Origin of the sequence: Micromonospora sp. DT63 (genome assembly GCF_049841615.1) — a bacterium.
Taxonomy (GTDB): domain Bacteria; phylum Actinomycetota; class Actinomycetes; order Mycobacteriales; family Micromonosporaceae; genus Micromonospora.
On the sequence record NZ_JBNCKQ010000001.1, the window covers coordinates 984,871 to 1,003,665 of the forward strand.

15 protein-coding genes are annotated in these 18,795 nt (G+C 73.4%); 3 read left to right on the forward strand and 12 right to left on the reverse strand.

Annotated elements, in window-relative coordinates:
• Positions 1 to 8: 8 nt before the first annotated feature.
• Positions 9 to 2,399, reverse strand: a complete 2,391-nt coding sequence (locus ACLQ27_RS04620; RefSeq protein WP_425865729.1) for a glycoside hydrolase family 3 N-terminal domain-containing protein — start codon at positions 2,397 to 2,399, stop codon at positions 9 to 11.
• Positions 2,400 to 2,715: 316 nt separating this feature from the next.
• Between ACLQ27_RS04620 and ACLQ27_RS04625 the strand changes: the two genes are divergently transcribed.
• The 3 genes from ACLQ27_RS04625 to ACLQ27_RS04635 all read left to right on the forward strand — a co-directional run bounded on the left by ACLQ27_RS04625 (position 2,716) and on the right by ACLQ27_RS04635 (position 6,242).
• Entirely contained in the window at positions 2,716 to 3,750 is a 1,035-nt protein-coding gene (locus tag ACLQ27_RS04625) for a LacI family DNA-binding transcriptional regulator (RefSeq protein WP_425865730.1), read from the forward strand.
• A gap of 14 nt (positions 3,751 to 3,764) precedes the next feature.
• The gene (locus ACLQ27_RS04630; RefSeq protein ID WP_425865732.1) at positions 3,765 to 4,775 is read left to right on the forward strand and encodes an acetylxylan esterase; all 1,011 of its coding nucleotides are present in this window, start codon (positions 3,765 to 3,767) and stop codon (positions 4,773 to 4,775) included.
• 270 nt (positions 4,776 to 5,045) lie between these two features.
• Positions 5,046 to 6,242 carry a cellulose binding domain-containing protein gene (locus ACLQ27_RS04635; RefSeq protein WP_425865734.1) on the forward strand — a complete coding sequence of 399 codons (1,197 nt, stop codon included), beginning with the start codon at positions 5,046 to 5,048 and terminating at the stop codon, positions 6,240 to 6,242.
• A 264-nt stretch (positions 6,243 to 6,506) separates the two neighbouring features.
• On the opposite strand, the gene ACLQ27_RS04640 is transcribed toward ACLQ27_RS04635, so the two are convergent.
• The 11 genes from ACLQ27_RS04640 to ACLQ27_RS04690 form a co-directional block, all read right to left on the reverse strand.
• Entirely contained in the window at positions 6,507 to 6,971 is a 465-nt protein-coding gene (locus tag ACLQ27_RS04640; protein WP_357492377.1) for a MaoC family dehydratase, read from the reverse strand.
• 16 nt (positions 6,972 to 6,987) lie between these two features.
• Positions 6,988 to 8,136 (reverse strand): acyl-CoA dehydrogenase family protein, encoded by a 1,149-nt coding sequence (locus ACLQ27_RS04645; RefSeq protein WP_425865736.1) that lies wholly within the window; start codon positions 8,134 to 8,136, stop codon positions 6,988 to 6,990.
• A 60-nt stretch (positions 8,137 to 8,196) separates the two neighbouring features.
• Complete coding sequence (locus tag ACLQ27_RS04650) at positions 8,197 to 10,983, reverse strand: AAA family ATPase (RefSeq protein ID WP_425865738.1); 2,787 nt, start codon at positions 10,981 to 10,983, stop codon at positions 8,197 to 8,199.
• 53 nt (positions 10,984 to 11,036) lie between these two features.
• The gene (locus tag ACLQ27_RS04655; protein ID WP_234588875.1) at positions 11,037 to 11,648 is read right to left on the reverse strand and encodes a TetR/AcrR family transcriptional regulator; all 612 of its coding nucleotides are present in this window, start codon (positions 11,646 to 11,648) and stop codon (positions 11,037 to 11,039) included.
• 94 nt (positions 11,649 to 11,742) lie between these two features.
• On the reverse strand, positions 11,743 to 12,510 hold the full coding sequence (locus tag ACLQ27_RS04660) for an SDR family oxidoreductase (RefSeq protein WP_357492383.1): 768 nt from the start codon (positions 12,508 to 12,510) through the stop codon (positions 11,743 to 11,745).
• Between the two features lie 131 nt (positions 12,511 to 12,641).
• A complete protein-coding gene (locus tag ACLQ27_RS04665) occupies positions 12,642 to 13,928 on the reverse strand; it encodes an ABC transporter substrate-binding protein (RefSeq protein ID WP_357574050.1) in 1,287 nt (428 codons plus the stop codon).
• 84 nt (positions 13,929 to 14,012) lie between these two features.
• The gene (locus ACLQ27_RS04670) at positions 14,013 to 15,128 is read right to left on the reverse strand and encodes a branched-chain amino acid ABC transporter permease (protein ID WP_425865740.1); all 1,116 of its coding nucleotides are present in this window, start codon (positions 15,126 to 15,128) and stop codon (positions 14,013 to 14,015) included.
• The gene (locus tag ACLQ27_RS04675; protein ID WP_355066448.1) at positions 15,125 to 16,003 is read right to left on the reverse strand and encodes a branched-chain amino acid ABC transporter permease; all 879 of its coding nucleotides are present in this window, start codon (positions 16,001 to 16,003) and stop codon (positions 15,125 to 15,127) included. The genes ACLQ27_RS04670 and ACLQ27_RS04675 overlap by 4 nt, the downstream gene beginning before the upstream one ends.
• Positions 16,004 to 16,031: 28 nt before the next feature.
• Positions 16,032 to 16,754, reverse strand: coding sequence for an ABC transporter ATP-binding protein (locus tag ACLQ27_RS04680; protein WP_234588867.1), 723 nt, complete (start codon positions 16,752 to 16,754; stop codon positions 16,032 to 16,034).
• A gap of 58 nt (positions 16,755 to 16,812) precedes the next feature.
• The gene (locus ACLQ27_RS04685; RefSeq protein ID WP_357492390.1) at positions 16,813 to 17,598 is read right to left on the reverse strand and encodes an ABC transporter ATP-binding protein; all 786 of its coding nucleotides are present in this window, start codon (positions 17,596 to 17,598) and stop codon (positions 16,813 to 16,815) included.
• A gap of 131 nt (positions 17,599 to 17,729) precedes the next feature.
• The gene (locus ACLQ27_RS04690; RefSeq protein ID WP_425865743.1) at positions 17,730 to 18,626 is read right to left on the reverse strand and encodes an alpha/beta hydrolase family protein; all 897 of its coding nucleotides are present in this window, start codon (positions 18,624 to 18,626) and stop codon (positions 17,730 to 17,732) included.
• Between the last annotated feature and the right edge of the window lie 169 nt (positions 18,627 to 18,795).

The window sequence follows — 18,795 nt, forward strand, 5'->3', positions numbered from 1 at the left end:
CTCGCCTCCTATGCGGAGTGCGGTACGGCCACCAGGGGCTCGACCCGCACCGACGTGAGTAGTTCCCGCTGGTGGCCGACCTGGCGCTCGGGCCCGGTCAGCAGCAGCGCCACGGCCGCCGCCATCTCCCCGCTCGACCGCCCGAACCGCAGCTCCACCGCGCCGGGCTCGACGATGCGCCGTCCGGACCGACCGGTGAACGACGCGATGTCGGCAGGTACGCCGAACGTCACGTGCGCCTCCGCCCCGGGCTCCAGGGGCACCCGGGCGAAGCCGACGAGCCGGTTCACCGGGCGGGTGGTCTGCGCCACCGGGTCGTGCAGATAGAGCTGCACCACCTCGGTGCCGGCCCGGTCACCCGTGTTGCGGACGGTGATCCGCACCCGCACCTCGCCGTCGACCGGCCAGGCGGTCGTCCCGCCCTCGGTTCCGTCCACCGGCGACACGACCGTGGCGTCGGACCACTCGAAGCTGGTGTAGCTCAGGCCGTGGCCGAACGGGTACGCCGCTGTCGTGTCGATCGAGGACACCTTGCTGCGGTGCCCGAGCGGCGGCGACAGGTAGGTGCCCGGCAGGCCGCCGGCGTCGCGCGGGACGCTGACCGGCAACCGCCCGGACGGGTTCACCGCGCCGATGAGCACCTCGGCGAGCGCCTGAGCGCCGAGTTGGCCGAGGAAGAACGCCTGCACCACGGCCGCTGCGGTGTCGAACTCCGGGCCGAGCGCGTACGGCCGGCCGGTCATCAGCACCAGCACGACCGGAGTGCCGGTGGCGAGGACGGCCCGGACGAGGTCAGCCTGCACCCCGGGCAGGCGCAGGTCGGCGGCGTCGCAGCCCTCACCGGAGGTGCCCCGGCCGAACATTCCCGCCCGGTCGCCGACGGCGAGCACACACACGTCGGCCGCGCTGGCCGCCGCGACCGCCGCCGGGATGCCCGAGGTGTCCTCGCCGGTGATGGTGCAGCCCGGCTCGTGGGTGAGCAGGGGGACGCGGCGGGCCAGTTCCTCGCGCAGCGAGGCGATGTCCAGGCCCATGCCGTGGTCGCTGTGGTTGACGCCGACGTGGTTGGGAAAGGAGTAGCAGCCCAGCATCGCCATCGGATCGTCGGCGACCGGGCCCACCAGGGCGACCCGGCTCGCGATGGGCAACGGCAGGACACCGTCGTTGCGCAGCAGGACGACGGACTCGCGAGCCAGGCGTACGGCGACGTCCCGGCTGGCCTCGTCGTCGAGGCGCAGGTCCGCGACGTCGTCGGGCAACTCGTGCCAGTCCTCGTCGAGCAGGCCGAGCTCGATCTTCTGGATCAGCACCCGACGCAACGCCCGGTCGATCAGCGCCTCGTCGATCTCGCCGGCGCGGACGGCCTCCACCAGCGCGCCGCCGAAGGCGTCCACGGTGGGCAGCTCGACGTCGATCCCGGCGCGCAGGGCCAGGTGGGCGGCGTCGGCCGCGCCCTCGGCGACACCGTGCAGGGTCTGCAGGAACCGTACGGCGAAGTAGTCGGCCACGACGGTGCCGGTGAAACCCCACTCGTCGCGCAGCAGCCCGGTCAGCAGCTGCTCGTCGGCGGCGGCCGGCATGCCGTCGATCTCGGCGTAGGAGTTCATCACCGACCGCGCGCCGCCGAGGCGCAGGGCCATCTCGAACGGCGGCAGGATGACGTCGGCCAGTTCGCGGCGTCCCATCGACACCGGGGCGAGGTTGCGGCCACCCCGGGAGGCCGAGTAGCCGGCGAAGTGCTTGAGGGTGGCCACCACGCCGGCGTTCTCCAGGCCCCGCACGTACGCCGCGCCGGTCGTTCCCACCAGGTACGGGTCCTCACCGATCGTCTCCTCGGTGCGGCCCCAGCGGTAGTCGCGGGTGACGTCGACGACTGGCGCGAGCCCCTGGTGCACGCCCGCGGCGCGCATGGACCTGCCGATCCGGCCGGCCATCTCCTGGACCAGGTCGGGGTCGAAGGACGCGCCCCAGCCCAGCGGGGTCGGGTAGACGGTGGCCTGCCAGGCCGCGAACCCGGTGAGGCACTCCTCGTGCACCTGGGCGGGAATGCCGAACCGGCTGGCGGCGACGATCTGCGCCTGGGAGGCCGCCAGCGACCGGGCGCCGAGCACCGGGTCGACCGGCGCGGTGCCGAACGGCCGGGTGAGCTGGCCCAGCCCGTGGGAGATGACGTCGTCCCACGCCGGCGTCTCGGCGACCATGTCGGACTGGTGGGGAGCGACGCCCTCGCCGGAGGCGTCGGCGCCGACCCAGACGCCGACGAGCTGGGCGATCTTCTCCTGCACCGACATCAGCGGGAGCAGCGCCTCGGCCCGCTCGGCCGGTGACAGCCGCGCGTCCCGCCAGGGTGTGGCGTCGCGCGACGCCGGTTCGCCGTCGGCGGGCAGCTGACTTCTCATGCCGAGACCCCTTAGCTCCGGCCACGTTCCCGCACCCTCGTGGGACCGGTCCGTGGCGGACGGTGTGCGATCCGAAACTTTCCGGAAACCCAAGCAACCTTTTCGGCAACCTAAGTCCACCGCCGGGATGTAGTCAAGGGGCTCGATTGGTTGCGAGGCGGCTCCTTCGTACGGCCAGTGGCACCGCCCATAGCGCTCAGTCATGCCCGGGCCCCAGAACCGCTGCGGCCGCGCCCGACCTGCGGCCACATCGACCGTCATGACCGGCTGGTCGTGTTAAGGTCTTCCGAAAATTTCGACGCTGCATGAGGCTGCGATGACAGAGCACCGCCCGCTCGACCCACCCGCCTCCACCACCATCGCGACGATCGCCCACGACGTCGGCGTGTCGGTGGCAACGGTGTCCAAGGTCCTCAACGGCCACGAGGATGTCGCCGCCGGCACCAGGGCACGGGTCGAGGAGAGTCTCGACCGGCACCGGTACCAGCGCCGTGCGCGGCGGTCGTCCGGCGCGGGGCGGATCGATCTGGTGTTCCACGAGTTCGACACCGGCTGGGCGATGGAGGTCCTGCGCGGCGCCGAGGCGGTGACCAGCATCGCCGGCATCGGCCTCGCGGTCTCCCAACTCGACGGCGCGCACCGGCCACCGCAACGGTGGCTCGACACGCTGCTCAGCCAACGCCCGCTGGGCGTGCTGCTCGTCCTGTGCCACCTGGCCGAGACGCAGCAACAGCAGCTGCGCCGCCAGGGCGTCCCGTTCGTCGTGATCGACACCGACAGCGCGACCTCGGCCTCCGTGCCCACGGTCGGGTCGAACAACTGGAACGGCGGCCTGCTCGCCGCTCGACACCTGCTGGAGCTGGGTCACCGACGAAACGCCGTCATCTCCGGGCCGCCCGACGTGCTGTGCAGCCGGGCCCGCGCCGCGGGCTTCCAGCACGCGCACGAGGAGATCGGGTTGACCGTCGACCGCGAGCTGGTCCACTACGGCAGTTTCTCGGCCGGCGCCGGGCACGCCCACGGGCTCGAGTTGCTGAGACGGCCGGACCGGCCGACGGCGATATTCGCCGGCTCGGACACCCAGGCCATGGGGGTGCTCCGGGCCGCCCGGCAGTGCGGCCTGCGGGTCCCCGAGGACCTCTCCGTGATCGGGTACGACAACCTGCCCGTCGCCACCTGGACCTATCCGGCTCTCACCACCATCAACCAGCCGCTGCGCGACATGGCGGGCATCGCCACCCAGATGCTGCTCGACCTGATCGCCGGCAATGGCCCGGCGACCAGCCGGATCGACCTGGTGACCGAGCTGGTCGTCCGGGAGAGCACCGCACCCCCCGCCCAGCAGCCCTGACCCTGCGAGGACCCGTGCCGTACTCCGACCCCGCCCTCGACGAGCTTGCGCGATACGTGCCGACCGTCGCCGAGCCCGCGGACTTCGACAGGTTCTGGCGGAACACCCTCGCCGAGGCGGCCGCCCGTCCGGTGCTGGTGGACGTCCGCCCCGAGCCCACCGACCTGCCCCTGCTCGACTCCTGGGACGTCACGTTCGCCGGCTTCGGCGGTGACCCGGTGCGCGCCTGGTACACCCGCCCCGCGGGCGTACCCGGACCGCTGCCGGCCGTGGTGGAGTACGCCGGCTACGGGCGCGGACGCGGCCTGCCGCACGAGCGGCTGACCTGGCCGGTCGCCGGGTACGCGCACCTGCTGATGGACAACCGGGGCCAGGCGGGGCAGCACGGCGCCGGTGACACGGCCGACCCGCACGGCAGGCCCGGCGGCCCCTGGCCGGCCACCTCGGGAATCCTCGACCCGCACGACTACCACTACCGACGTCTGATCACCGACGCGGTCCGGGCCGTCGACGCCGTACGCGCCCTGCCCGGGGTCGACGCGGACCGGATCGCCGTGGTCGGCAACAGCCAGGGCGGCGGCCTGGCCCTGGCGGTGGCCGGCCTCGTCGACGACCTCGCGGCGGTGCTGGCGACGGCACCGTTCCTCTGCGACGTCCAGCGCGCCATCACACTCAGCGACGTCTCGCCGTACGGTGAGATCGGCCGTTACCTGGCGGTGCACCGGGAGGCCGAGGACGCGGTCCGACACACTCTGTCCTACGTCGACGGGGTGACCTTCGCCCGGCGGGCGACCGCGCCGGCGCACTTCGGGATCGGCCTGCGCGACACCGTCTGCCCGCCGAGCACCGGCTTCGCCGCCTACAACCAGTACGGCGCCGCGGCCGGACAACCCGTCCCGCCCGAGCGGGAGATGCACGTCTACCCGTTCAACGGCCACGAGGGCGGCGAGGCCGTGCACGTCCGGCGGCAGCTGCGCTGGCTCGCCGCGCGGCTCGCGCCGACCGACACGACCGGCCGGGACTGACCGCCTCGTCCACTCCCGAGCATCGTCGACGTTCGATCCATTGCCGGTGTTAGCGATAACAAGCTATGGTGCGTCCAGGCGGGGTGCAGGGCACATCCCGGCCGGGGCTCATCGATCCGTCGCCTCCGACCGTCGATGACCAGAGCGTTCGACCAGCGGTGTGATGACGTCCGGGTTCCTGGTCCTCGCGCAGCTCACTCTCGCGTACCGCGCGGTTCCGCCTCGTCGGTGGGCCGCCGCTGTCGTGCTCCCACCACCTGAGGAAGCCCCATGAGCAAACCGACCCTTGGCAACCCCGTCCCCCCACCGCCCGCCACCACCGCGCCGACGTCGAGGCCCCGCCGGGCCCGACTGTGGTGGGCGGCCCTGGCCGCCGTCGCGGCCATGACCGCCGCCGTCCCGGTGGCGACGACGCCCGCGAGCGCCGAGTCCAACGGCGGGGTACGTGTCATGCCCCTCGGCGACTCGATCACCGACGGCTTCAACGTCGCCGGTGGCTACCGCATCGAACTCTGGAACCGGTTCGTCTCCGGCGGATACCGGATCGACTTCGTCGGTTCCGGGTTCAACGGCCCGGCGAGTCTCGGTGACCACGACCACGAGGGCCACTCCGGCTGGACCATCGCCCAGATCGACGCCAACATCGTCAACTGGCTGCGCGCCACGAACCCGCGGACCGTGCTGCTGCACATCGGCACCAATGACATGTACGGGGACACGTCCGGCGCTCCGGCCCGCCTGGCCACCCTGGTCGATCGCATCACCACCACCGCACCGAACGCGGACGTGTTCGTCGCGACGATCATCCCGAAGTCCGGCGCGGACACCCAGGTCCGCGGCTACAACGCGGCGATCCCGGGGATCGTGCAGACCCGGGCCGCCGCCGGCAAGCGCGTCCACCTGGTCGACATGTACCGCGCGCTGACGCTCAGCGACCTGGCCGACGGCGTACACCCCAACGCCACGGGTTACCGCAAGATGGCCGTCGCCTGGTACGACGCGCTGCGCACGGTGCCCGGCAGCATCGGCGGCGACACGCCGCCGACCACCGCGCCACCGACCACCGCGCCACCCACCACTGCACCGCCGACCACGGCACCGCCCACGACCGCGCCGCCGACCACGGCACCGCCCACGACCGCGCCGTCCGGGGGATGCCGGGTCACGTACACGGTCAACGCCTGGAACAACGGGCTCACCGCTGCCGTGTCGGTGACCAACATCGGTAGCAGCGCGGTCAACGGCTGGGCGCTGACGTTCACCCTGCCCAGCGGCCAGACCATCACCGGCGGCTGGAACGCCAGCTACTCCCCGTCGAGCGGGGCGGTGACCGCGAGCAACGTCTCGTACAACGGCACCATCGCCCCGAACACGTCTGTCGACATCGGCTTCCAGGCCACCCACACCGGCAACACCGGCCGGCCGTCCGCCTTCGCGCTCAACGGCACCGCCTGCGCGGTCGCCTGACCTTCGTACCGGCAGCGGGACGCGGGGGCGGGCACACCTTCCCCACACCCTTTGCTCTGCTTCAACCCACGCAACACAAACGGGCTCTCACTGTTGCGTCGGTTGAAGCAGAGCAAAGGGCCCGCTGGTGGTCCTTGACCCCGCGCCGGTAACGCCAGGCAGCGCAGCGCAAGCAGCGGCGGCGCAACCAACGCGGCGCCGCTCGGGGCCGGACAGACGACGGGCTGCGGGGGCGGCGACAGAAGTCGCCCGCCCCCGCACCGGTCAGCGGCTCGCCTCGCCGTAGAGGCGGCTCACCGTCTCGGCGACGCACACGGGCTTGCCCCCGGCGTCACTCTCCACCGTCACCGCCGTGACCATCTGCACCCCACCGCTGACCGGTGACACCTCAGCGATGACGGCGGTGGCCCGCACGGCGGCGCCGACCCGCAGCGGCGCGGGGAAGCGCACCCGGTTCAGCCCGTAGTTGACTCCCATCGCGACCCCCTCGACGCGGTACAGCCGACCGGCCAACGCCGGCAACAGCGACAGGGTCAGGTAGCCGTGCGCGATCGTGGCGCCGAACGGTCCGGCCGCCGCGCGTACCGGGTCGATGTGGATCCACTGGTGGTCGTCGGTGGCGTCGGCGAAGAGGTTCACGCGGTCCTGCTCGATCCGCTGCCAGGGGCCGGGCCCGAGGGTCTCGCCGACCGCGGTGGTCAGCTCGTCGACAGAGGTGAAGACTCGCATCCGGATGTCCTTTGAGCTAGAAGGCGTTGACGCCGGTGAGCGCGCGTCCGATCAGGAGCTGTTGGATCTGGCTGGTGCCCTCGTAGAGGGTGGCGACCCGCGCGTCGCGCAGGTACTTGCCGACCGGGTACTCGTCGATGTAGCCGTACCCGCCGAAGACCTGGACCGCGTTGTTGGCCGCGCGGACGGCGGCCTCGCTGGCGAAGAGCTTCGCCATCGACGCCTCGGTGGCGAACGGCTGGTCGCGGTCGATCAGGTCGGCGACCTGCCAGACCAGCAGGCGGGCGGCCGCCGTGTCGACGGCGATGGCCGCGAGCAGCTGCTGGACGAGCTGGTGACCGGCGATCGGCTTGCCGAACTGGGTCCGCTGCCCGGCGTAGCCGACCGCCGCGTCGAGGCACCCCTGGGCGATGCCGACGCAGCCGGCCGCCACCGACATCCGTCCCTTGGCGAGGGTGGCCAGGGCCAGCCGGAAGCCGGCGCCCTCGGCCCCGAGGCGGGCGGCGTCGGGCACCCGTACGTCGTCGAGACGCAGCTCGCCGGTGGCCTGCCCGCGCAGGCCGAGCTTGCCGTGGATCTCGCGGCGGGTCAGGCCCGGACTGTCGGTGGGCACCAGGAACGCGGTGATCCCCCGGTGGCCGGGACCGCCGGTGCGGGCGAAGATCAGGGCGACGTCGGCGGTCGTGCCGTTGGTGATGAACGTCTTCGTGCCGGTGAGCAGCCAGTCGTCGCCGTCGCGGACCGCGCGGGTGCGCAACGCGGCCGCGTCGGATCCGCTGTCCGGCTCGGTGAGCCCGAAACAGCCGAGCACGGCCCCGGAGCAGAGCCGGGGCAACCACTCGGCCCGCTGCGCGGCCGACCCGTGGGCGGCGATCGACTTGGCGACCAGGCCGAGTGAGACGGAGACGATGCCACGCACGGCCGAGTCGCCCCGGCCCAGCTCCTCAAGGACCAGGCAGTACGCGAGGTGGTCGCCGCCGGAGCCACCGTCGGACTCGGGGATGGTCAGCCCGAGGAAGCCGAGGTCGCCGAGCTTGCCGACGATGGCCGGGTCGACCGACTCGCGCCGATCCCACGCGGCGGCGTGCGGCGTCAACTCCCGGTCGGCGAACTCGGCGGCGAGCTGACGGACCGCCGTCTGCTCGGCGGACAGGGTGAGCTCCATGACGGATAAACTAGCGGTGATAGTTTACGCCGTCCAGACCGGACCGTCCCCGTTGCGCGCTCACCTGTCGGAGGCCAGACCGGCGTGCGGCTCGGCGGCGAAGGTACGGGCCAGCTCGGTACGGGAGCGGATGCCCAGCCGGTGAAAGACGTTGCGCAGGTGGTGGTCGACAGTGCGGGTGGACAGGAACATCCGGGCGGCGATCTCCCGGTTGGTCGCGCCCTCGGCGACCAGTTGCGCGATCCGCAGCTGCTGACCGGTCAGCAACCGCGCCGCCAGCAGGTCCGGCGGACCGACCGACTCCCCGGCAGCGCGCAGCTCGGCCGTGGCCTGCTCGGCCCAGCGATCCGCGCCGAGCAACGTGAACGTCTCCCGGGCCTGGTGCAGGTGCCCCCGGGCGTCCCGCGGACGCCGGCTGCGCCGCAGCTCCTGACCGAAGAGCAGCTCCGTGCGCGCCCGTTCGAACGCGCCATCCTCCGTCGGGTGCAGTCGCAGCGCGGTCCGGAACTCCTGCTCCGCCTCGACACCGCCCCGGGGCGCGAGCAGCGCGTGACACCGGGCCGAGAGCGCCCGCCGCAGCGGGCTCGCGGTGCTGCTCGCCCACCTGTCGAAGGCGGCGAGCGCGGCCGTCGCCGCCGGCCGGTGCGGCAGGTGGGCCGCCGCCTCCACCAGGTACGGGGTGGCCATCACCTGGACGAGCACCTGACCCCGGCCGGTGCCGAGCCGGGCCAGCGACGCCAGTCGGGCCGCCGCCTCGGCGTGCCGACCGTCGACGAGGTCGAGCACGGCCAGCGCCCACCCGGCGAGCGCGTGTGGTCGGCTGCCCGGCGTCGGCGTCGGGCCGATCTCGCGGATCCACCGCAGGCTGGCCTCCCGGTCGGCCCGGACGGCGGCCAGCACGGCGAGCATGCCCAGGTGGACGTTGGCGCAGTTGAACTGCCCGGTGGCGCGGGCGACCCGCAGCCCGTCACGGGAGGTCTCCGCCGCCGCCTCGTGCCGCCCCAGCCAGTACTCGGCGACCGCGCGCAGTTCCAACGCCCGGGACAGCATGGACAGCTCGCCCCGCTCCCGCGCCAACCCGACGGCGCGCTCGGCGAGCCGGTGCGCGGCGCCGTCCACGGCCACCACCAGCCCGGCCGCCGCCGCGCAGCTGAGCGCGGTCGGGGTCAGTGCCGGCCCGGCCAACCGGCCGCCCAGCACGACGGCTCGGCGTAGCGCGGGCCCGGCCCGCTCGTGGTCACCCCGCAGCGTGGCGGCCACCCCGGTGACGAGGCAGCCCGTCAGCTCCACGGCCGGCGGGTCGTTCGGGTGCCGCAGGGCCGCCGCCCGGCGGCCGACCTCCGCGTACCGGTACTGGTCACCGGCGAGGCACACGGCCTCGCCGGCCCGCGCCAGCGCCTCCATGGCCACGGCACGGTCGGTCCCGGCCACCGCACGCGCGGCGGACACCAGCGTGGCCGCCGCGCCGGCGGCGTCGTCACAGCGCAGTTGCAGCTCGCCGCGCAGCAGCCCGGCGTGCCCGGTGACGGTCGGGTCCGCGCAGGTCGCGCGGAGGCGGTCGAGCAGGAGTCGGGCCTGGCCGGGTTGCCCGGCGGTCCAGGCGTAGCGGGCGGCGGCGAGCAGGCGCGCGGCGGCGTCGCGCGGGTGGTCGCTGAGCGCGGCGGCCCGGCACAGCGCGGCCGACGCCACGACCCAACTGTCGCGCCCACCGGCCGCCGCCCGCTCCAACTCGTCGGCGAGGGCCGGGTCGGTGCCCGCCGTCGCGGCGGCGAGGTGCATCGCCCGCAGCAGCCGCTGCCCGTCCGGGTCGAGAACCTCCGCGAGCAACCGGTGCGCCGCGCGCCGCTGGGCCAGCGGCGCACCGGCCGCGACCATCGTGCGGGCCAGCGGCTGCGCGAACGTGACTCCCCCGGGCTCGACCCGGACCAGCCCGGCGGCCTCGGCCGGTGCGAGCACCTCGACGGCCAGGCCGGCGGCGTCGGCCGCGCGCACGAAGGTCGCCGGTTCGTCCGAGTCGTCGAGCGCCGCGAGCAGCAGCATCCGGCGGGTGTCCGGCGGCAACCGGTCGAGCCGGGCCCGGTAGGCGCGGGCGAGGGCACCGTCGGCCGGCGGCGCGGCCGGCAGGGGCTCCTCCCCCCGCCACTGCCCCGGACTCAGCGCCTCGGTGAGGTCCACGAGAGCCTGCGGGTTGCCACCGCCGACCGCGGCGAGCGTGGCCGTGACCGGCGCGGCGGGTCGCTCGGGTAGCCGGTCGGCCAGGACGGCGATGCTGTCCCGCTCGCCCAGCGGCGGCAGGCGGTGCGCCGCGATGCCGTCGACGGTGGCGGTGACGTCCGCGGTGAGCAGGACGGCCGCCGGCAGGTGCCGGAGCCGGCGGGCGACGAACGCCAGCACCTGCGCGGTCTGCGGGTCACCCCGGTCGACGTCGTCCATTGTGGCGAGCAGCGGGCGCTCCCGGGCGGCCGCGGCGAGCAGACCGAGGACGGCCACCGACAGGGCCAGCCGGCGCTCGGGCGGGCAGCCCTCGCCGTCCAACGCCCGGCGCAGCAGGTGCCGGCGCGGCTCGGGCAGGGCGGCGGCCCGGTCGAGCACCGGATCGAGCAGGCGTTGCAGGCCGGCGTACGGCAGCGTGGCCTCCTCGGGCAGCCCGGCCCCGGCGAGGACTGTGCAGTCCTTCGCGTACCGGTGGGCGTAGGAGAGCAGCGCCGTCCGGCCCGAGCCCGGCTCGCCGTGCAGCAGCAGAGCCCCGCCGCCGCCGGGCACGCCGTCGAGCAGAGCCCGGATGGCCCGGCACTGGTCGTCCCGGCCGCGCAACACGGTTATTTGCACTGAGTATGCAGTAACCATGCGTCCCAGTGTTACCCATCGGTCACCGGATGGAAAGAGGGGACGAGCCGGGATCAGTCGGTCGTGACCTCGGCCAGCAGCGCGCCCACCGTCCGGGACATCACCGCGCGGGCCTGGTCCACGCCGAGCCCGAGGCCGTAGCGCAGCATCGACCAGGCCGGCCACATGCTCGCCGCCACCAACGCGTTGAGCAGTTGCTCGCGCCCCCGCCCGGCCTGCGCCAGCTCGGCGGCGAAGAGGTGCTCGACCTCGTCGCGCACCCGGTCGATGTGCTTGAGGCGGTTGCGGTGCAGCTGGTCGGAGACCGGCTCGCGCATCTGCGCGGCCCGCGCCGACGGCGCGATGAGCTGGAGCAGCCGCGCCCGCTGCCGGCAGTACGCGTCGACCCGCTTGGCCAGCGGCAACGCGGGCGAGATCGGCCGGTAGGCGGCATCCTGCTGGCGCAGCACCTCGGCGCCGCTGGCCTCGAAGAGCGTCTCCATGTCCTTGAAGTTGGTCCAGAGTGTGCGCAGCGAGATGCCGGCCCGTTCGGCGATGCGCTCCCCGGTCGGCCGCAGGTCGCCCTCGGCGATGAGCGCCAGGTGCGCCTCGACGATGGCTGCCCGGGTGCGCTCGGCCCGGGCCGTCCGCCCGTCCACCCGCCCCGGGGCCTCGACCCTGTTCATCCGCCCTCGCCCCTTCACCGCCACGACGTCGCCCGGCTCCCCGCCGAGTCTAGACAGGCGATGATCAGGCACCGGCGAGCGTGCACGGACGGTGTCATCCGGCCCGGCCGGCCAGCGTGACGCCACCGTCGCAGACGATCGTCTGCCCGGTGATCCAGGCGGCGTCGGGGCCGGCCAGGAAGGCGACCGCGCCCGCCACGTCCGGGGCGACGCCGAGCCGGCCGAGGGGGTACCGCGCGGCGACCTCGTCCTCACGACCCTCGTAGAGCGCCGCGGCGAAGCGGGTCTTGACCACACCGGGGGCGACGGCGTTGACCCGGATCGTCGGCCCCAGCTCGACGGCGAGACCTGCGGTGAGGTGGATGAGCGCCGCCTTGCTCACGCCGTAGAAGGCGATGCCCGGCGACGGCGCGAGGCCGGCGATCGAGGAGACGTTGACCACGCAGCCGCCCCGCTCGGTCATGCCTGCGGCGCAGACCTCCTGCACCCAGCCCAGCGCGGCGACGAGGTTGACGTCGAGGATCTTGCGGGCGGCGGCCAGGTCCAGCTCGACCAGCGGGCCGTGCACGGGGTTGATGCCGGTGTTGTTGACCAGCAGGTCCACCGGCCCGAACGCCGCGCCGACCTGCCGCACCGCCTCGGCCCGGTGCTCGGGGTCGTCGGCCCGGCCGGGCACGGCCACGGCGTACGCGGGGCCGCCGAGGGCGACGACCGCGTCGGCGAGCGCCTCGGGGCGGCGGGCGGTCAGACCCACCCGGACGCCCTCGGCGACGAGGCGTTGGGCGATGGCCAGGCCGATCCCGCGACTGGCGCCGGTGACGATGGCGACCCGACCGGCGAGTCGACCTGAAGTTGCATCCACAGTGCAGATAGTAGGAGGACTGATCGGTGTCGGTCAACGGCCGGCATCCGGCACGGCGCACCGGGTCCGGGCACTGTCGTACGACCCGGAGGCGGTGACCCCCGGGTCGTACGACAGCGATGGCGGGCCCGTCAGGAGACGGTGGGCACCCCGTTCGCCGGCGGCGCGACCGGCGCGGCGGTGTACTCGGTGACCGGGCCGTCCCCCTCGTCGGTCTCGTACGTCGGCCCGAAGTAGCTCTGCACTCCCCCGCTCACCCGGCTCAACCGCTGCCCGCCGTAGCCGGAGTGGTCGTCGGCGGAGAAGCGCAGCGGCGCGAGCCCGGGGCCGGTGAAGCCGCCCTTCTGGACCGCGTCGAGCACCTTCTCGCGGGTGAGGTCCTTGCCGGCGGCGAGCAGCACCTGCACGAAGAGGTAGCCGACCGACATGCCGTAGACGGTGTTGCCGTCGAAGGGCGCGTCACCGTTGTGCGTCTTGTTGATCTTCGTGAAGAGCTGGATCCACGGGTTCGCGGTGTCGTTCTGCATCGGCAGGTAGTTGGTGCCGACCATGCCCTCCAGCAGCGGGGCGGCGGCGCCGAGCTGCTTGGCCAGGGTCGGGTGGTCGGCGCCGACGTTGGAGACCAGCCACTGCGGCTTGAAGCCCAGCCGTGCGGCGGTGCCGATGGACAGCGCGGTGAAGCCGGGCACGGTCGCCAGCATGACGACCTGACAGCCGGCCGCCTTGAACGCGCCGATCTGCGGCGCGACGTTGGTGTTGCTGGTGACGTACGTCTGCTTGACGGCCACCGCCCCCGCGCCGAGCACCTTCTCCACGCCGGCCAGGCTGTCGCGGCCGAAGTCGTCGTCCTGACCGAGGAAGCAGACCTTGCGGCCGGCCAGGTTCGTCTTCGCGTAGTTGGCCAGGATCTTGCCCTCGATCGTGTAGTCCGGGTTGAAGCCGAACGTGCCGGGATACTTGTCGGGCTGGTCCCAGCTGCGGCTGCCGGATGCGACGAAGAGATCGGGCACCCGGTTGCTCTTGAGGAAGTCGAGCACACCGGTGTGCGTCGGCGTGCCCAGGCCGTTGAGGACGGCGAAGACCTTGTCCTGCAGGACGAGCTGGCGTACCACCTGCTGGGTGTTCGCCGGGTTGTAGCCGTCGTCCATGATCTTGTAGGTGATCTTGCGGCCGTGCACGCCGCCGTTGGCGTTGACGTAGTCGAAGTACGCCTTCGTCGCCGGGGCGATCTTGGAGTAGCCGGCCGAGGCCGGCCCGGTGAGCGGCATGTGGGTGCCGACGACGATCTCGGTGTCGGTGACCCCCGGCACCGACCCCCCGCCGGAGGTGGGGCCGTCGTCGCCGCTGCAGCCCGCGGCGGTGACGAGCAGGGCGATGGTGCTGGCGATCGCGAGACCGCGTCGTGCCGTACGGTGCATGGGAAACACCGACCTTTCTCGGTCCGGTTCTTCTGGGAACGGTGTGGTGGTGAGGCGCCCGGCCGAGGCCGGGCCGGGGACAGCTCAGGAACGCCGCGCCGGCCAGCGGGCCAGCAGCCCTCGGCCGAGACGGGACAGCAGACCCTGCACACCGCCGGGCGCGGCGATCATCACGACGATCAGCGTGACGCCGAAGATCGCCAACGGGAGGTTGCCCTCCAGCCGCTGCGCCACCGCCGGCGAGAGGGTGAGCAGCTCGGTCACGGAATGGGTGAGATCGGGCAGGGCGACCAGCAGCACCGCCCCCCACAGCGCGCCGGCGAGGCGACCGAGGCCACCGATCACCACAGCCATCAGCAGGAAGAGCGACAGGGTCAACGAGAACGCCCCGGGCGAGACGCTCTGCGCGAGCATCGCGAGCAGACCGCCGCCGAGCCCGGCGGTGGCGGCACTGACCACGAAGGCGAGAACCTGCGTGCGGGCCACGTGGATGCCCGCGAGCCGGGCCGCCACCTCGTCGTCGCGGACCGCCCGGAAGGTCCGCCCGTACCGGCTGCGGACCAGGTTCGCCACCAGCAGCAGGGCCAGCAGGGTGGCAGCGCCCGAGAGCCAGAGCTGCCACCGCTCGTACGGGAAGTACGCGCCGAGCGCCAGCGGCGGCGGCTCCACCGGCACCGACAGCCCCTGCTCGCCGTTGAAGACGCCGTCGAAGGTGACGGCCAACGCCGGCACCACGACGGCGACGGCGAGCGTCACCCCGGCGAGGTAGGGCCCGCGCAGCCGGGCCGCCGCCACACCTACCACCGCGCCTACCGCGACAGTGCCCAGCACGGCCGCGAGCAGCGACAGCGGCAACAGCCAGCCGCCGGTCAACCCCCGGTCGGCGAACGCGTTCTGGCACAGGGCCACCGTGTACGCGCCGGTCGCCATCAACGCCCCGTGCCCCAGCGACAGCTGACCGTTGAGCCCGGTGAGGACTGTCAACCCGGCGGTGGCGCAGAGATACGCCGCCACGGTGGCGAGCTGGAAGTTGCGGAACGGCTCGACGGCGTAGCTGACCGCCACCAGCACCAGCCCCACGACGAGCAGCACGGCGAGGTGCCGCAGCAGGGTGGAACCGCGACGCCCGCGGTCGAGGGGACGATCGCCGGTCTCGGCGGCCCGCTGCCTCGGCGGCAGGGCCGCCCGGGTGGCGCTCACACCCGCCTCGCCGCGACCGGGGCGAACAACCCGCCGGGCCGGACCAGCAGCACCGCCAGCAGCAGGACGAGCACGGCGAGGGGGGTGAGGTCGCTGCCGGCGTACCCGCTGACGTAGGAGAGCAGCAGACCCACCACCAGGCCACCGACCACCGCGCCCGGTGGACTGTCCAGCCCGCCGACCACCGCCGCGGTGAACGCCGAGACGAACACCAGGTCCATGGCGTGCGGGTGCAGGCCCAACTCGGTCGGGATGACAAGCATCGCGGCGAGCGCGCCCACCCCGGAGGCGAGCGCCCAGCCGAGCGTCAACATCCCGCCGACGTTGACACCGAGCAGACGGGAGACCTCCGGTGCGAAGGCCGCCGCGCGCATCCGCAACCCGACAGCGGTACGCGCGAACATCCAGGCCAACGCGCTGACCACCACCCCGATCGTGGCGAAGACGAACAGGTCGTACGGCGACAGCACGGCGACCCCGCCGACGGTGAGGGCGGACCGGCTGAACGGGACGTCGGCGGGGCGGAACTCGTTGCCGTACACCATGCCCAGCACGGCCTGGAGCACCAGCACCAGCCCGAGCGCGACGATCACCGGGTTGAGCGGTGACGCGTGATCGACGTGCCGCATCACGACCCGGTCCACCAGCGCGCCGAGCAGCAGGCCGGCGACGATCGCGACCAGGAAGCCGAGCCAGTAGGAGCCGGTCGCGGCGGACACCGAGTACGCGACGTACGCGGCGGCGACGGCCATCGCCCCCTGGGCGAAGTTGACGACCCGCGCCGCCCGCCAGATGAGCACCAGCGCCAGCGCGAACGCGGCGTACACCGCGCCCCGCGACAGACCGTCGACGGTGAGGAAGACGAAGCGGTCCAACAGTCCTCCCTCCAGGGGACGAGGTGGGTCAGAAACCGAGGTACGCGTGGCGCAGGTCGTCGTCGTCCCGCAGCGTCGCCGCCGGGGCGGCGATCACCACCTGGCCCAGTGACATCACGACGCCCTGGTCGGCCACGGCGAGCGCGCTGCGCACGTTCTGCTCGACGAGCAGCACGGTCAGGCCCGTGCGGTCGCGCAGGTGGCGCAGCAGCGCCATGGTCCGGGCGACCACCCGGGGCGCCAGGCCGAGCGACGGCTCGTCCAGCAGCAGCAGGCGCGGCCGGCCGACCAGCGCCCGGCCCAACGCGAGCATCTGCCGCTCACCACCGGAGAGCTGGTGGCCGAGGTGCCGGCGACGCCTGGCGAGTGGCTCGAAGAGCTGGTAGACCTCGTCGAGGGCACGGCCGGCGTCCGCCCGGTCCCGCCGCCACAGCCCGCCGAGCCGCAGGTTCTCGTCGACAGTCAACTCGCTGATCACGCCCCGCCCCTCCGGCACGTGCGCCATGCCGCGCCGGACGAGCTGCTCCACGGGCGTACCCCCCAGGTCCTCCCCCGCGAGGACGACCTGGCCGGCGGACGGGCGGATCATGCCGGAGAGCGCGCGCAGCAGCGTCGTCTTGCCGGCGCCGTTGGCGCCGACGACGGCGGCGATCGTGCCGGCGGGCACGGTGAGGTCGACGGCCCGCAACACCGGCGCGGCACCGTAACCGGCCACCAGCCCCCGCACCACGAGCAGATCGGCCGCGCTCACGCTGAGCCACCATTCGTTCGCGACTGCGGGGCTCGCAAACCCGGCTCACTCCTCGCGCTCACGGTGCGGCCTCCTCGACGAGGGCGCCGAGGTAGGCGTCGGCGACAGTCGTGTCGTCGCGGATCTCGTCCGGCGTGCCAGCGGCGATCACCCGGCCGAAGTCGAGCACCACGAGCTCGTCGCAGACGGCCATCACCAGGTCCATGTGGTGCTCGACGAGCAGCACCGCGCACGGGTCGGCGTCACGCCGGGGAAGCTGCCGCACCAGCTCGGCGAGCTCGGCGATGTCGTCGGCGCCGAGGCCGCCCGCGGGTTCGTCGAGCAGCAGCAGCCGGGGCCGCGCGGCGAGCGCGCGGGCCAGGGCGACCCGCTGGCGTACGGCGAAGGGCAGCGTGCCCGGCGCGGCGTCGGCGTGCCGGGCGATCCCCAGGTCGTCGAGGACGTCCAGGGCGTGCTCGCGCAGCCGGCGCTCGTCGCGGTCGCTGCGGGGCAGCCCGAACAGCGCCGACGCGAAGCCGGCGCGGGCGGTGTGCGACGCGCCGGTCATCACGTTCTCCAGGACGCTGAGGCCGGCGAAGAGCCCGGTCCCCTGCAGGGTCCGGGCGATGCCCAGTCTGGTCAGCCGGTGCGGCCGTGGTCGCAGCGGACGACCGTCCAGCGTGAGCGAACCCGACTCGGGCGTCACGAAGCCGCAGATCACGTTGAACAACGTGGTCTTGCCGGCGCCGTTGGGCCCGATCACGCCCACCACCCGGTTGGGTGGCACCCGCAGCGAGACGTCGTCGAGGGCGGTGAGGCCGCCGAAACGGACGCCGATGCCGTGCAGTTCGAGCCCGCGCTCCATCACCCATCCCTCTGCCGTGGCGGGTGTTATTTACACTCGCAGTGTACGTTTCTCGGTTGCGGCGTCAAGACCTTCGATGCGCCGACGCGACCGGGGCGGCCGCCACCGGCGACCGCCCCGAACCGACCCGCTCAGTAGCTGGGGCAGGTGTTGCGGTACTCCTCGATCGCCGACCCGCTCGGGCCCGGGCAGAGGAACTGCTCGTAGCGGGTGTCGTCGTCGACGAACCGCTTCAACCAGGCCACCATCTGCCGGGCCGTCGGCGTGTTGACCGTCTGCGGGAAGAAGTGGCTCGCGCCGTTCAACTCCAGGTACGCCTTCTCGGCCGAGGCCGGGATGCTGGTGTAGAACGGCACCGAGTGCGACGCGACAGGCGCGACAGTGTCGCTCTCGCCTCCGATGATCAGCGTGGGCACCCGCAGCTCGGACCAGCTCTTGTCCAGGTTCCACGGCGCCAGCGGCACGGCGGCCTGGAGCGACGGCCGAGCCGACGCGGCCTCCAGAGTCCCGCCGCCACCCATCGAGTGGCCGGCGACCGCGAGGCGACTGCTGTCGATCCGGCTACGCACCGAGCTGCGCTCGGTGAGGTAGTCGAGCGCGGCGAGCAGCTGCCGGCCACGGCTGTCGGGCTGGTCGAGCCGGGTGTTGGTCTCGATCCCGATCACCACGAAGCCGTGCGAGGCGATGCGCGGTCCGAGCCAGCTGATGCTGGACCAGGCGGCCGTGTAGCCGGGCGAGATGGCGATGGCGCCGAACGTGCCCTCGCTGGTGCTGGTCGGGTAATAGATGACCCCGCCGCCGAAGCCGGTGACGCTCAGCGAGGACACGCTCTGCGAGGCGGTGGCGAAGGGGCCGCGGCTGGCCTCCAGGATCGCGGCGGTCGGGGCGGGGCCCCGCTCGTACGGGCTCGCCGCCTGCGCGGGGGCGGGACCGGCGAGGACGCCGGCGGCGAGCAGAGTGGCGGCCAGCGCGAGCCGGATGGCCCGAGCGGGCCCGGAACGGGGACGGGTGGTGGTTGGTGACGACACGTCGGGCACTCCCTAGAGTCGAGCGATATCGACGTTCGTCAGTCTTCGCCGCTTCGCTCGACCCCCGCATCGGTGAAATCACCAGTCCCACCCGCAGATCGGATCTACCGCGCGTTTCGACCCTCCGACCAGGGGTAGGGGTGCAGGGGCCTGCCCAAACGCTCCATGG

Coding starts and splice junctions, on each gene's coding strand:
- ACLQ27_RS04645 (WP_425865736.1), bottom strand. CDS start 8,136: ATGGAGCTCACCCTGTCCGCCGAGCAGACGGCGGTCCGTCAGCTCGCC.
- ACLQ27_RS04625 (WP_425865730.1), top strand. CDS start 2,716: ATGACAGAGCACCGCCCGCTCGACCCACCCGCCTCCACCACCATCGCG.
- ACLQ27_RS04685 (WP_357492390.1), bottom strand. CDS start 17,598: ATGGAGCGCGGGCTCGAACTGCACGGCATCGGCGTCCGTTTCGGCGGC.
- ACLQ27_RS04620 (WP_425865729.1), bottom strand. CDS start 2,399: ATGAGAAGTCAGCTGCCCGCCGACGGCGAACCGGCGTCGCGCGACGCC.
- ACLQ27_RS04665 (WP_357574050.1), bottom strand. CDS start 13,928: ATGCACCGTACGGCACGACGCGGTCTCGCGATCGCCAGCACCATCGCC.
- ACLQ27_RS04655 (WP_234588875.1), bottom strand. CDS start 11,648: ATGAACAGGGTCGAGGCCCCGGGGCGGGTGGACGGGCGGACGGCCCGG.
- ACLQ27_RS04640 (WP_357492377.1), bottom strand. CDS start 6,971: ATGCGAGTCTTCACCTCTGTCGACGAGCTGACCACCGCGGTCGGCGAG.
- ACLQ27_RS04635 (WP_425865734.1), top strand. CDS start 5,046: ATGAGCAAACCGACCCTTGGCAACCCCGTCCCCCCACCGCCCGCCACC.
- ACLQ27_RS04650 (WP_425865738.1), bottom strand. CDS start 10,983: ATGGTTACTGCATACTCAGTGCAAATAACCGTGTTGCGCGGCCGGGAC.